The 13251-nt window shown below is 71.2% G+C and carries 15 protein-coding genes; 7 read left to right on the forward strand and 8 right to left on the reverse strand.

All coding sequences use genetic code 11. The features are described from left to right. Positions 1–108: 108 nt before the first annotated feature. Positions 109–447: a transcriptional regulator WblA gene (gene wblA / locus AC3ETA_RS17150; RefSeq protein ID WP_380850567.1), complete on the forward strand. Its 339-nt coding sequence runs from the start codon at positions 109–111 to the stop codon at positions 445–447. Between the two features lie 56 nt (positions 448–503). On the opposite strand, the gene bagB is transcribed toward wblA, so the two are convergent. Together bagB and bagA are read right to left on the reverse strand one after the other, a co-directional pair. Continuing rightward, positions 504–1883, reverse strand: coding sequence for an ATPase BagB (gene bagB / locus AC3ETA_RS17155; protein WP_432193756.1), 1380 nt, complete (start codon positions 1881–1883; stop codon positions 504–506). Positions 1884–1935: 52 nt separating this feature from the next. Next, on the reverse strand, positions 1936–2913 hold the full coding sequence (gene bagA, locus AC3ETA_RS17160) for an ATPase BagA (protein ID WP_432193757.1): 978 nt from the start codon (positions 2911–2913) through the stop codon (positions 1936–1938). A 106-nt stretch (positions 2914–3019) separates the two neighbouring features. Between bagA and sp36 the strand changes: the two genes are divergently transcribed. The 3 genes from sp36 (at position 3020) to AC3ETA_RS17175 (ending at position 4826) form a co-directional block, all read left to right on the forward strand. Beyond that, complete coding sequence (gene sp36 / locus AC3ETA_RS17165) at positions 3020–3178, forward strand: Sp36 family protein (RefSeq protein WP_003967454.1); 159 nt, start codon at positions 3020–3022, stop codon at positions 3176–3178. Further along, entirely contained in the window at positions 3175–3642 is a 468-nt protein-coding gene (locus AC3ETA_RS17170; protein WP_432193758.1) for a RidA family protein, read from the forward strand. Before sp36 ends, AC3ETA_RS17170 begins: the two co-directional genes overlap by 4 nt. Before the next feature lie 362 nt (positions 3643–4004). Next, on the forward strand, positions 4005–4826 hold the full coding sequence (locus AC3ETA_RS17175; protein ID WP_432193759.1) for a nucleotidyltransferase domain-containing protein: 822 nt from the start codon (positions 4005–4007) through the stop codon (positions 4824–4826). A gap of 82 nt (positions 4827–4908) precedes the next feature. On the opposite strand, the gene AC3ETA_RS17180 is transcribed toward AC3ETA_RS17175, so the two are convergent. The 3 genes from AC3ETA_RS17180 to AC3ETA_RS17190 all read right to left on the reverse strand — a co-directional run bounded on the left by AC3ETA_RS17180 (position 4909) and on the right by AC3ETA_RS17190 (position 7755). Further along, on the reverse strand, positions 4909–5739 hold the full coding sequence (locus AC3ETA_RS17180) for an MBL fold metallo-hydrolase (RefSeq protein ID WP_432193760.1): 831 nt from the start codon (positions 5737–5739) through the stop codon (positions 4909–4911). A 67-nt stretch (positions 5740–5806) separates the two neighbouring features. Next, positions 5807–6676: an NUDIX hydrolase gene (locus tag AC3ETA_RS17185; protein WP_432193761.1), complete on the reverse strand. Its 870-nt coding sequence runs from the start codon at positions 6674–6676 to the stop codon at positions 5807–5809. A 404-nt stretch (positions 6677–7080) separates the two neighbouring features. Further along, positions 7081–7755, reverse strand: coding sequence for a Crp/Fnr family transcriptional regulator (locus tag AC3ETA_RS17190; RefSeq protein WP_030943409.1), 675 nt, complete (start codon positions 7753–7755; stop codon positions 7081–7083). A gap of 273 nt (positions 7756–8028) precedes the next feature. On the opposite strand from AC3ETA_RS17190, the gene nth reads away from it, so the two are divergent. From nth to AC3ETA_RS17205, 3 genes are all read left to right on the forward strand, one after another. Beyond that, the gene (gene nth, locus AC3ETA_RS17195) at positions 8029–9186 is read left to right on the forward strand and encodes an endonuclease III (RefSeq protein ID WP_432193762.1); all 1158 of its coding nucleotides are present in this window, start codon (positions 8029–8031) and stop codon (positions 9184–9186) included. Between the two features lie 196 nt (positions 9187–9382). Next, positions 9383–10078, forward strand: coding sequence for an NUDIX hydrolase (locus tag AC3ETA_RS17200; protein WP_432193763.1), 696 nt, complete (start codon positions 9383–9385; stop codon positions 10076–10078). 120 nt (positions 10079–10198) lie between these two features. Further along, entirely contained in the window at positions 10199–11398 is a 1200-nt protein-coding gene (locus tag AC3ETA_RS17205) for a MarP family serine protease (RefSeq protein ID WP_432193764.1), read from the forward strand. A 70-nt stretch (positions 11399–11468) separates the two neighbouring features. Here the strand turns inward: AC3ETA_RS17205 and AC3ETA_RS17210 are convergent, their stop codons facing one another. From AC3ETA_RS17210 to AC3ETA_RS17220, 3 genes are all read right to left on the reverse strand, one after another. Further along, positions 11469–11651, reverse strand: coding sequence for a hypothetical protein (locus AC3ETA_RS17210; RefSeq protein ID WP_359050130.1), 183 nt, complete (start codon positions 11649–11651; stop codon positions 11469–11471). Between the two features lie 127 nt (positions 11652–11778). Continuing rightward, the gene (locus AC3ETA_RS17215; RefSeq protein WP_030943422.1) at positions 11779–12705 is read right to left on the reverse strand and encodes an alpha/beta fold hydrolase; all 927 of its coding nucleotides are present in this window, start codon (positions 12703–12705) and stop codon (positions 11779–11781) included. Beyond that, on the reverse strand, positions 12702–13199 hold the full coding sequence (locus AC3ETA_RS17220; RefSeq protein WP_432193765.1) for a phage holin family protein: 498 nt from the start codon (positions 13197–13199) through the stop codon (positions 12702–12704). The genes AC3ETA_RS17215 and AC3ETA_RS17220 overlap by 4 nt, the downstream gene beginning before the upstream one ends. Between the last annotated feature and the right edge of the window lie 52 nt (positions 13200–13251).

Below are 13251 nucleotides of genomic sequence, written 5' to 3' on the forward strand. Positions count from 1 at the left end.
AAGGGGGTGTTGCGCTGTGCCCACCTTCCGTAACGTCCTCAACTGGCGGCGGTGAATATGCCGCTGCCGCCGTGGGGGAGCCTCGATTCGGGAGAGGACGGCGCCGGTATGGGCTGGGTAGTCGACTGGAGTGCGCAGGCGGCCTGCCGCACTACCGATCCGGATGAACTGTTCGTTCAGGGAGCAGCGCAGAACAGGGCCAAGGCGGTGTGCACAGGATGCCCGGTGCGCACGGAGTGCCTGGCGGACGCGCTCGACAACCGTGTCGAGTTCGGCGTGTGGGGAGGAATGACGGAGCGGGAGCGCCGCGCCCTGCTGCGCAGGCGGCCGACCGTCACCTCGTGGCGCCGGCTGCTGGAGACGGCACGCACGGAGTACGAGCGCGGGGCGGGCATCCTGCCGCTCGACGACGACGAGGTGTACGAGAACTTCGCGGCGGTGGGCTGAGGGGGCCACGAGGTCTCTCCTCGGACGGATCCGGCAGGTCTGCCGGGTCTGCTGTGTCAGACCTCGGGATCAGGCAGCTCGTGCCGATGGGCCGCGAGCCGGTTCCCGATGTCGCGCAGCCCCGTGAGGTCATGCACATCGCCGGGCAGCGCGGCCACTTCGGCCACCGCCACCTCGGGGTGGAGCGCGGTGAAGCGGTCACGCGTGCGCTGCTCGCGGGAGAGCAGTTGCATGCGCTCGGCGTGCAGTCTCAACAGGCTTGCCGTGAGCTGGTCGACGGACCGCTCCACATGCGTCTGTGGCTCGTCCGTGGCTGCGGTTCGCTCCAGGTCCGTGACGGCGGGGGAGCCTGTGTCTGGAGCCGGTGCCTCGGAAGCGGCTGATTCTGAACTGTCGTACGTGTCGGGGGAGTTACGAAGTCCAGCTTTCCCGCCCTCCTGATCCACAATGCGGGGCTCTTCAAGATTTTCCGCGGCGGCGAGCGCCCGCTCGGCGGACAGCCGGTCGGCGCCGCTGCCGTGGACCCGGTTGAGCACCAGACCCGCGAGCGGCATGTCCTCGGCGGCCAGCCGCTCCACGAAGTACGCGGCCTCCCGCAACGCGTCCCGCTCCGGCGCCGCCACGACCAGGAACGCGGTCCCGGGTGCCTGGAGCAGCTTGTACGTGGCGTCCGCGCGCGTGCGGAACCCGCCGAACATCGAATCCATGGCCGCCACGAAGGTCTGTACGTCCTTCAGCAGCTGACCACCGAGCAGCTTGCCGAGCGCGCCCGTCATCATCGACATGCCGACGTTCAGGAACTTCATCCCCGCGCGCCCGCCGACCTTCGCCGGGGCCAGCAGCACCCGGATCAGCTTGCCGTCTAGGAACGAGCCCAGCCGCTTGGGGGCGTCCAGGAAGTCCAGCGCGGAGCGGGACGGCGGGGTGTCCACGACGATGAGGTCCCACTCGTCCCGGGCCCGCAGCTGGCCCAGCTTCTCCATCGCCATGTACTCCTGCGTGCCGGCGAAGCCCGCGGAGAGCGACTGGTAGAAGGGGTTGCCCAGGATCGCGGCGGCCCGCTCGGGGTCCGCGTGCGCCTCGACGATCTCGTCGAAGGTGCGCTTCATGTCGAGCATCATCGCGTGCAGTTCGCCCTCGCCCTCCACGCCCTTGACCCGGCGCGGGGTGTTGTCCAGCGAGTCGATGCCCATCGACTGGGCGAGCCGGCGGGCCGGGTCGATGGTGAGCACGACGACCTTGCGCCCGCGCTCGGCGGCCCGCAGCCCCAGCGCCGCCGCCGTCGTGGTCTTGCCGACGCCGCCCGAGCCGCAGCACACCACGATGCGGGTCTTCGGGTCGTCGAGCAGCGGATCGAGGTCGAGCACGCTCTTGGCGGAGAGATGGTGGGGCCGGCGGGCGGCGTCCTGTGTCTGGGCCGGTTCCGGACGACTCATGACATCCCCTGCTTCCGACGTACCGCGTACGGCCTCCGACTTGTGAACGGACTCATGACAGGCCCTGTTCCCGCAGTTCACGCGCGAGGGCGTACAGGCCCGCCAGATCCATGCCCTCGGTGAACTGCGGCAGTTCGTGCACCGGCAGCCCCGACTCGTCCAGGACCGCCCGCTGCTCCTGCTCCAGCGCGAACCGCTCGGCGTACTCGTCGGCCTGCGTCAGCAGCGGGGTCACCAGCTTCTCGGCGTTCCCGCCGCGCCGGGCCCCGCCGAGCCCGGCCGAGGACAGGGCCTTGGCGACGGCCGTGCGCGGGACACTGCGCACGAGTTCCAGATCGGCCGCGTCCAACACCTCCGGACGCACCATGTTCACGATGACCCGGCCCACCGGCAGCCGCGCCGCCCGCAGCTCGGCGATCCCGTCCGCGGTCTCCTGGACGGGCATCTCCTCCAGCAGCGTCACCAGGTGCACTTCCGTCTCCGCCGACTTCAGCACCCGCATCACGGCCTGCGCCTGATTGTGTATCGGCCCGATCCTGGCGAGCCCCGCGACCTCGTCGTTGACGTTCAGGAAGCGGGTGATGCGGCCGGTGGGCGGCGCGTCCATGACGACACAGTCGTAGACGAACCGTCCGGCCTTGTCCTTGCGCCGCACGGCCTCGCACGCCTTGCCGGTGAGGAGTACGTCTCTGAGCCCCGGGGCGATGGTGGTGGCGAAGTCGATCGCGCCGAGCTTCTTCAGGGCCCGGCCCGCACCGCCCATCTTGTAGAACATCTGGAGGTAGTCCAGAAGGGCCAGTTCGGGGTCTATGGCGAGGGCGTACACCTCCCCGCCCCCAGGAGCGACGGCGATCTTCCGCTCCTCATAGGGCAGCGCCTCTGTCTCGAAGAGCTGCGCGATGCCCTGCCTGCCCTCGACCTCGACGAGAAGCGTCCGCTTCCCCTCGGTCGCGAGGGCGAGCGCGAGCGCGGCGGCGACCGTGGTCTTTCCGGTCCCGCCCTTGCCGCTGACGACCTGGAGCCTGCTCACATCTTCGAGCCTAACCAGTCTGTGCGCCGACCACGCAGCAGCCTGTGGATAACTTGAGTGCGGTCGGCTGCGTGGCGGCTTGTGGCCAACGGATAAAGTCGGCCACATGACCAAGTGGGAATACGCAACCGTGCCTCTGCTCGTCCACGCCACGAAGCAGATTCTGGACACCTGGGGCGAGGACGGCTGGGAGCTCGTCCAGGTCGTGCCCGGGCCGAACAACCCCGAGCAGCTCGTGGCCTACCTGAAGCGGGAGAAGGCGTGAGCGCGGCCGAGGCGAAGCTCGCCGAGCTGGGCCTGAGGCTCCCGGAGGTCGTGCCGCCGCTGGCCGCGTACCAGCCGGCGGTCCGGTCCGGCGTGTACGTCTACACCGCCGGCCAGCTCCCCATGGTGGACGGCAAGCTTCCGGTCACCGGCAAGGTCGGCGCGGAGGTCACGGCCGAGGAGGCCAAGGACCTCGCCCGCATCTGCGCGCTGAACGCCCTCGCGGCCGTGAAGTCCGTGGCGGGTGACCTGGACCGCATCGCGCGCGTGGTGAAGGTCGTGGGCTTCGTGGCGTCGGCATCCGACTTCACGGGCCAGCCCGGCGTCATCAACGGCGCGAGCGAGCTCCTCGCGGAGGTCCTCGGCGACAAGGGCGTCCACGCACGCAGCGCGGTGGGCGTGGCGGTGCTGCCGCTGGACGCGCCGGTCGAGGTCGAGGTCCAGGTGGAGCTGACGGGGGCGTAGGCCTCCGGCGGTTGGGCCGTTGTGCGGTGGTGAGGTTGCCGTGTGGTGGTTGGGCCGTTGTGCGGTGGTGAGGTCGCCGTGTGGTGGTTGGGCCGTTGTGCGGTGGTGAAGTCGCCGTGTGGTGGTTGGGCCGTTGTGCGGTGGTGAAGTCGCCGTGTGGTGGTTCGGCTGTTGTGCGGTGGTGAGGTCGCCGTGCGGTGGTCGTCGTATACGGCTGAGCTGCCTGTTGCGGTCGTATGCCGGCCGTTGCCGTGCGGCGGTCGTCGTGACGCAGCAGCCTGTCCGGGGGCCGGGCAGGCTGGGCATCGCGGCGCCGGGAAAATGGGCCGCTTCCGGGTCCCCGGGCAGGGCACAGTGGGCCCATGACCGGGACGGTTCTGCGCAGAGGGCTCGATGCCCAGGGGTACATCGCACGCGAAGGGGCCCTCGGGCGGGTTCCGCGGGACTTCCGGCCCGTCGTCGCCGCCGCGCGGGACCGGCTGTTGGACGTGTTCGGGGCGCGGTTGGACAGCGCCTACCTCTACGGGTCGATTCCGCGCGGCACCGCGCGCGTGGGGCGCAGCGACCTGGACCTGCTGATCGCCCTGCGCGAGGAACCGACCGAGGCGGACCGGGCTGACGCCCGTGCGCTCGACGAGGCGCTGGACAAGGAGTTCGCGCAGATCGACGGGGCGGGGACGCTGCTCAGCAGCCGCGGTCGCCTGCTGAGTGACCTGGAGACCTACGACGGCGGCTGGTTCGTCGCCTGCCTGTGCACGCCCCTGCTGGGGGACGACCTCGCCGAGTATCTGCCGCGCTACCGGCCCGACACGCTGCTCGCGCGCGAGACGAACGGCGACCTCGGTCTCCTGCTGCCCCGGTGGCGGGCACGGATCGACGGTGCCGACGACAGCGACGACGCCCGCCGGCCGCTCGTCCGGTTCATGTCGCGGCGTCTGGTGCGGACCGGGTTCACGCTCGTCATGCCCCGCTGGGGCGGGTGGACCAGCGATCTCGGAGAGATGGCGGAGGCCTTCGGGACGTACTACCCCGCGCGGGCCGAGCAGCTGCGGACGGCGGCCGAGCTCGGGGACGAGCCGACGGGGGACGCGGGCGTCCTGCGGTCGTACGTCGAGGATCTCGGGCCGTGGCTCGCCGAGGAGTACGCGCGCGTGCACGGGCTCAAAGCGCCGCGGCCCGACTGAGGGCGCAGGGTGCGGTGCTCGGGAGGCGGCCCGGCATTGGCATCGGCATCGGTGTCGGCATTGGCATCGGTGTCGGCATCGGCTAGATGATGCCGTGCTCCTCCAGGTAGTCCAGCTGCGCTCGCACCGACAGCTCGGCGGCCGGCCACAGGGAGCGGTCCACGTCCGCGTACACATGGGCGACGACCTCGTCGGGGGTGCCGTAGCCGTCCTCGACCGCCGTCTCGACCTGGGCGAGCCGGTGGGCGCGGTGCGCGAGGTAGAACTCAACCGCGCCCTGCGCGTCCTCCAGGACCGGCCCGTGACCCGGCAGGACGGTGTGCACGCCGTCGTCGACCGTGAGGGACCTCAGCCGGCGCAGCGAGTCCAGGTAGTCGCCGAGGCGGCCGTCGGGGTGCGCCACCACCGTCGTGCCGCGGCCCAGGATGGTGTCGCCGGTCAGGACGGCGCGGTCGGCCGGGAGGTGGAAGCAGAGGGAGTCGGCGGTGTGCCCGGGCGTCGGCACGACGCGCAGCTCCAGGCCGCCGACGGTGACCACGTCCCCGGCGCCGAGACCCTCGTCGCCGAGCCGGAGCGCCGGGTCGAGGGCACGCACGTGCGTGCCGGTCAGCTCGGCGAAGCGGGCCGCGCCCTCGGCGTGGTCCGGGTGGCCGTGCGTGAGCAGGGTCAGGGCCACGCGCTTGCCGGCCTTCTCCGCCGTGGCGACGACGTTGCGCAGGTGTCCGTCGTCGAGCGGGCCGGGGTCGATCACGACGGCCAGGTCGGAGTCCGGTTCGGAGACGAGCCAGGTGTTGGTGCCGTCCAGGGTCATCGCCGAGGCGTTGGGGGCGAGGACGTTGACGGCACGCGGGGTCGCGGGGCCGGAGAGGACCTCGCCTCGCGGCTGGCCGGGGAGGGCTGCTGCGTCCGTCATGCGAGGGGGCCTCCCGGGGCGGCGGGCGCGGCGGGCACGGTGGGCGGTGTGGGCGCCGGGGGCGGGGTCATGCGGGGGTTCCGCCGGTCGGGATGTGCTTGGTGAACTCGTCGTGTCCCGGCCAGGCGAGCACGATCTCGCCGTCCTCGCCAAGACGGGCCCGGGCGAGGACGGGGGTGAGGTCACGGTCGGGGGCGGCGGTCAGGGCCTGGGCGGCGCTGCCGTACGGGGTCAGCTGACGCAGGGTCGCGATGGTCGGCGGCATCATCAGCAGTTCGCCCTTGTCGTACGAGGCGGCGGCGTCCGTGGGACGGATCCACACCGTGCGGTCGGCCTCGGTCGAGGCGTTGCGGGTGCGTTGGCCCTCCGGGAGAGCGGCTACGAAGAACCACGTGTCGTAGCGGCGGGGTTCGAACTCCGGGGTGATCCAGCGGGTCCAGGCGCCGAGGAGGTCGGAGCGGAGGGCCAGGCCGCGGCGGTCGAGGAACTCGGCGAAGGAGAGGTCGCGGGCGACGAGGGCGGCGCGGTCGGTCTCCCAGTCCTCGCCGGTGGTGTCGCCCACGACGGAGTCGTCGGTGGGGCCGGCGAGGAGGACGCCGGCTTCCTCGTACGTCTCGCGTACGGCGGCGCAGACGATCGCCTGGGCGGCGGCCTCCTCCAGGCCGAGCCGTTGTGCCCACCACGCGCGCGTGGGGCCCGCCCAGCGGATCTGCTGCTCGTCTCGCGGGTCCACGCCGCCGCCGGGGTAGGCGTAGGCGCCGCCTGCGAAAGCCATGGAGCTGCGGCGGCGCAGCATGTGTACGGACGGGCCGGTGGCGGTGTCCTTGAGCAGCATGACTGTGGCCGCTCGTTTCGGGGTGACGGGGGTGAGACTGCCGTCCGCGAGCGCGCGGATGCGGTCCGGCCACTCCGGTGGGTACCACTGCCCGTTTGCCATGGGCGGAGGCTATCTCGTGGCGCGCGGATGTTCGAGGGGTGCCTGGTGCCTGCGGCGGCCGGTGCGGGATGGGTGGGGGTGCGGGTAGCGCCGGTGGTCCGGTGGGTGGGTGGGTCGGGGCCGTGCCGGGGGTGTCCGTCCTCGGTCGGGCGGTTGCTCTCGAACAGAGAGGCGGGCGCTTCTTGACGCCCGCCGCTGCGGGCGGACACCCCCGGCACGTCCCCTCACGGCCGTGGGCGGGCGCGGCGCGTGGGGGTACGCCGACCACGCGCCCACACCGGTCCACCACCATTTCCGCCCGTCCGGCGTTTGAGGACGAGGCCGTTCAGGGGGCGGGCACGTGCGGGCGGGTACGAAAACAGGGTCCCGCCTCGGAGTGAGGCAGGACCCTGATGTCGTACGGGCTAGCGGGAGCGCTTTGCCAGGCGTTCCACGTCCAGGAGGATCACCGCACGGGCCTCCAGGCGGAGCCAGCCCCGCTGCGCGAAGTCCGCCAGCGCCTTGTTGACCGTCTCACGCGACGCGCCGACCAACTGGGCCAGCTCCTCCTGTGTGAGGTCGTGGACGACGTGGATGCCCTCCTCGGACTGCACGCCGAAGCGGCGGGACAGGTCGAGCAGCGCGCGGGCCACACGGCCGGGGACGTCCGAGAAGACCAGGTCGGACATCGCGTCGTTGGTGCGCCGCAGCCGGCGGGCGACGGCGCGCAGGAGCGCGGTGGCCACTTCGGGGCGGACGTTCAGCCAGGGCTGGAGGTCGCCGTGACCCAGGCCCAGCAGCTTGACCTCGGTCAGCGCGGTGGCGGTCGCCGTGCGCGGGCCAGGGTCGAAGAGCGACAGCTCGCCGATCAGCTCTCCGGGGCCGACGACGGCGAGCATGTTCTCGCGGCCGTCGGGGGAGGTGCGGTGAAGCTTGACCTTGCCCTCGGTGACGACGTAGAGCCGGTCGCCCGGGTCGCCCTCGTGGAACAGGGAGTCGCCACGGGCGAGCGTCACCTCACTCATGGAGGCGCGCAGTTCCGCGGACTGCTCGTCATCGAGCGCCGCGAAGAGCGGGTTGCGCCGCAGAACGTCGTCCACGAGTTCTCTCCTTGTCGACCTGCTCAGGGGATCACTCCCCTGTCTACCAGGGGACCGTGCTCCCCATTTTGCCGGACGGTCCAAACAGTGTGATCTGTCACAAGGATGCCGCACAGGTGTCCCGAGGTAAGCGGCAGGGGTCCAATTGGGGGCCGATCTTCAGGGTCCGGGGCGGATGTCAGTGCCGGGCTTTAGGCTGGCCGGGTGTCCAAATCGCCGGTGAGAGCACAGGCCAAGGGGGCTGGGCGGGTGGTTGTACGTCGGGATTCCGCTATGGGCGAACAGGACCCCGGTGGCGGAAGGAAAGCGGCAGAAGCGGTGAAAAAGGCGCCGGGTGGTGCGGCAGCCGGTGGCCGGAAAACGGCGGCAGGCAAGAAGGCTGCTGCCACTGGGAAGGCCGCCCCTGCGAAGAAGGCCGCCCCTGCGAAGAAGGCCGCCCCTGCGAAGAAGAAGGCCGTCCCCGCGAAATCGCCGGCCGCCAAGAAGGCTGCCGCCAAGAAGGCTGCCCTCGAGAAGGCGGCCGCCAAGAAAGCCGGCGCCGCGAACGTGACCACCAAGAAGGCGATCAAGAAGAAGCCCGTCGTCGTGTCTGAGGCGGCCACCACCGACGTGCAGGGCGCCTCGGCCGTGCAGACCGTGTCCGCCAGGCCTCCCGCGGCCGAGTCCCGCACCGCTCTGGTGCGCCGTGCCCGTCGTATCAACCGCGAGCTCGCCGAGGTCTTCCCCTACGCCCATCCCGAGCTGGACTTCGACAACCCCTTCCAGCTCGTCGTCGCCACCGTGCTGTCCGCCCAGACCACCGACCTGCGCGTGAACCAGACGACCCCGGCACTGTTCGCCAAGTACCCGACCCCCGAGGACCTGGCCGCCGCCAACCCGGAGGAGGTCGAGGAGATCCTCCGGCCCACCGGGTTCTTCCGCGCCAAGACCAAGTCGGTCATGGGGCTGTCGAAGGCGCTGGTGGAGAACTACGGCGGTGAGGTTCCGGGGCGGCTCGAAGAGCTCGTCAAGCTGCCCGGCGTCGGCCGTAAGACCGCCTTCGTCGTGCTCGGCAATGCCTTCGGGCGGCCCGGGATCACCGTCGACACCCACTTCCAGCGGCTGGTGCGGCGCTGGCAGTGGACCGAGCAGACGGACCCGGACAAGATCGAGGCCGAGATCGGCGCGCTGTTCCCCAAGAGCGACTGGACCGACCTCTCGCACCACGTGATCTGGCACGGCCGCCGCATCTGCCACGCCCGCAAGCCCGCCTGCGGCGCCTGCCCCATCGCCCCGCTCTGCCCGGCGTACGGCGAGGGCGAGACCGATCCGGAGAAGGCGAAGAAGCTCCTCAAGTACGAGAAGGGCGGCTTCCCCGGGCAACGGCTCAACCCGCCGCAGTCCTATCTGGACGCGGGCGGCAAGCCGGCCCCGCCGCTGGGGGCCGGATGACGGGGCGGGCGCAGGGCTCGGGGGTGCCGGCCGGTGGTCGTACGGCCGTCGGGGCTCCCTTCCTGTGGGTGCGGGCCGGTCGCCGTACGGTCGTCGGGGCTTCGCTCCCGTGGGGGCGGGCCGGCGGTCGTGGTCCCGTCGCGGAACGATCTATGTGCCCTCGGGCGTTTGACTGGGCAGAACGACGGGGGTGGCGATGAAGCGGGCGAGCGATACGCAGGACGGGCCGGTGGTGGTCAGCAAGGACGGGTTGCCGCAGTGGCTGGACCCGGTGGTGCGGGTCGTCGAGACCGTCGAGCCGTTGCAGCTGAGCCGCTTCCTGCCGCCGGAGAGCGGTGCGGGACGCCAGTCCGCCGTACTGATCCTGTTCGGTGAGGGCGAGGAGGGGCCCGAGCTGCTGCTCATGGAGCGGGCGAGCTCGCTGCGGTCCCATGCCGGACAACCCTCCTTCCCCGGCGGCGCCCTCGACCCCGAGGACGGGGATCCGCACGCGGACGGGCCGTTGCGGGCCGCTCTGCGCGAGGCCGAGGAGGAGACCGGGCTCGATCCGAGCGGCGTCCAGCTCTTCGGCGCCCTGCCGAAGCTGTACATCCCGGTCAGCGGCTTCGTCGTCACTCCCGTGCTGGGCTGGTGGCGCGAGCCCACTCCGGTCGACGTCGTCGATCCGAACGAGACGGCACGCGTCTTCACGGTCCCCGTGGCGGATCTCACGAATCCGGACAACCGCGCCACCACCGTCCACCCCAGCGGCCATCGAGGCCCGGCATTTCTGGTCGAATCGGCACTGGTGTGGGGCTTCACGGCCGGGATCATCGACCGGCTGCTCCATTTCTCGGGCTGGGAGCGGCCCTGGGACCGGGGGAAGCAGGTCCCGCTCGACTGGCGGTCATGACAGGGTGTCTGCCGTGCTGTTTCTTCCCGGGGGCCGTCGTGTCCGAAAGCCGCTGAGTGGCGGGCCGGGCCCGTGGCCGACCTGTGGTGAGCGAAGAGTGACGAGGCGAGGCTCGAACCGGTGAACGTGCTGGACATCCTGTTGCTGGTCGCCGCCGTGTGGTTCGCGATCGTGGGTTATCGCCAGGGCTTCGTTGTCGGCATCCTGTCGGTGATCGGCTTCCTCGGCGGTGGTCTCGTGGCCGTCTACCTCCTCCCGGTCATCTGGGACGCGCTGACCGACAACGCCGAGGTGAGCACCACCGCCGCCGTCGTCGCGGTCGTCGTCGTGATCGTCTGCGCCTCCGTCGGCCAGGCCCTGACCACCCACCTCGGCAACAAGCTGCGCCGGTACATCACCTGGTCCCCGGCCCGCGCCCTGGACGCCACCGGCGGCGCCCTCGTCAACGTCGTCGCGATGCTCCTCGTGGCCTGGCTGATCGGCTCCGCCCTCGCCGGGACCACGCTGCCGACGCTCGGCAAGGAGGTCCGTGGCTCCAAGGTGCTCCTCGGCGTCTCGCGGGCGCTGCCCGACCAGGCCGACACCTGGTTCGCGGACTTCTCCACCATCCTCGCGCAGAACGGCTTTCCACAGGTCTTCAGCCCGTTCTCCAACGAGCCCATCAACGAGGTCCAGCCGCCCGACCCGGCGCTCGCCAACAGCCCCGTCGCCACGCGGGCGCAGCGATCCATCGTCAAGGTCATGGGCACGGCGACGAGTTGCGGCAAGGTCCTGGAGGGCACCGGCTTCGTCTTCTCCGACCGCCGCGTCATGACCAACGCGCATGTGGTCGGCGGCGTCGACGAACCCACCGTCCAGATCGGCGGCGAGGGCAAGCGGTACGACGCGACGGTCGTCCTCTACGACTGGGAGCGCGACATCGCCGTACTCGACGTACCCGATCTGGACGCGCCCGCGCTGAAGTTCACGGCCACCGACGCCGAGAGCGGCGACAGCGCGATCATCGCGGGCTTCCCGGAGAACGGCGCGTACGACGTGCGAGCCGCGCGCGTGCGCGGGCGCCTGCCGGCCAACGGACCGGACATCTATCACCGCGGCACCGTGCGCCGTGACGTGTACTCGCTGTACGCGACCGTCCGTCAGGGCAACTCCGGTGGTCCGCTGCTGACGCCCGAGGGCAAGGTCTACGGCGTGGTGTTCGCCAAGTCCCTCGACGACGCCGAGACCGGCTACGCGCTGACCGCGGACGAGATCCAGGAGGACATCGCCAAGGGTCGTACCGCCAACCAGCAGGTGGACAGCGACAGCTGCGCACTGTGAGGCCGTGAGGCCGGGGCAGGCACGAGAGCCTGCCCCGGACGGTCGAGACGGTTGAAGAGCGGCGGCCCGATCAGCCGCGCGGGTGGCGCAGGCGCACCGAGACCCAGCGGGCCCGGCGGCGAAGAATGCGCGGAATGCCTACCCGGAGGTCCGCGCCCGGCATTTGCGGGGCGCTGCCCCGCTGATGGGAGCTCAGCCCGCCGGCCGAGCGGCGATTGCGTGCTGCGTCACTGTAGTCGTGCGTCCAGCCCATACCCCGACGTCTGCCCCTGCCCCATGGTCGATAACCGCCCCCAGGGCCCCCAATTGGCCTATGCGCCAGGCAATTGGCTGTTCGTAGGACAGGTGTTCAGTTCCGGATACCGGGCGCATCGGCGCGGTCACCGATCGGGTTCGGGGTCTTTGAGCCAGTTGATCAGTTCGGTGGAGAAAGCGACCGGGTCTTCCTCATGAGGGAAGTGCCCGAGGCCGTCGAACAGGCGCCAGCGGTACGGCGCTTCGACGTACTCGCCCGAACCGGCCGCGCTGCGCGTGCGCATGACGGGGTCGAGCGAGCCGTGCAGGTGCAGCGTCGGTACGCGTACCGGTCGCTTCATGCGGCGGTTGAACTGGATGCCGTCGGGGCGGGCCAGCGAGCGCACCATCCAGCGGTACGGCTCGATCGAGCAGTGCGCGGTCGACGGGATGCAGATCGCGCGGCGGTACATCTCCACCGCGTCGTCGTCCGGCAGGCGCGGGCCGGACCAGTCCCGGACCAGCCGGCCGACGAGCGCGCCGTCGTCGGCCGTCAGCTGCCGCTCGGGGATCCAGGGCCGCTGGAACCCCCAGATGTAGGAGCCGGCACTGGTCTGCTTGACGTCCGAGAGCATCGCCGAGCGCCAGCGCCGGGGGTGCGGCATGGACGCGACCGCGAGCCGGCGGACCAGCTTGGGGCGCATCACGGCCGCCGTCCATGCCAGGTATCCGCCCAGGTCGTGGCCGACGAGCGCGGCGTCCGGCTCACCGAGCGAGCGGACCACGCCCGTGATGTCGAGGGCGAGGTTGGCCGGGTCGTAGCCGCGCGGCGTACGGTCGCTGCCGCCGACGCCCCTGAGGTCCATCGCCACCGCCCGGAAGCCCGCGTCGGCGAGCGCGACGAGCTGGTGCCGCCAGGTCCACCAGAACTGCGGGAAGCCGTGCAGCAGCAGCACCAGCGGGCCGTCGCCCAGCTCGGCGATGTGGAAGCGCGCACCGTTCGCCGCAACATCCCTGTGGGTCCAGGGGCCGTCCGGGCGTACGACCGAGGAGGGGGTGGCGGGATCCGTCATGACGACGAGCGTGCCACAGCCTCGATGGCTGCGGGCGCCCGGTCCTCCAGCTCCGGCTGCGGGGCGGGACGCGGGTGCGGCTTGGCCTTCTGCAGGACGCCCGCCGTCTCCTTCATCGAGGCGGCGACCTTCTGCGGGCCCTTGCTCTGCTTGGCCTTCTTCGCGAAGACGAAGCCGATCAGGGCGAGGACGAGGGCGATGAGGACGTTCGCCGCGAAGGACAGCAGGAAGCAGAGCGCGAGGTTCCAGTCGCTCCAGGTCCGAATGCCGTACGCGAGGGCGAAGTTCAGCATCGGCAGCGAGAACAGCAGCACCCCCCCGGCCACCGTGATCAGGCCGCCGCTCGTCGCGCCACGCTTGACGTCCTGCTTGAGCTGCGCTTTCGCCAGTGCGATCTCGTCATGCACCAGCGCCGACATCTCGGTCGTCGCCGAGGCGAACAGCTGGCCGATGCTGCGTTCGGCGCCGACCGGGCTGCCGTCGGGTGCGCTCATCGCGGTCTCCCTCAGTGGTGTACGGATCCGTCTTCTGCCTGACTGGGTGCGG

Source organism: Streptomyces sp. bgisy027 (genome assembly GCF_057710365.1).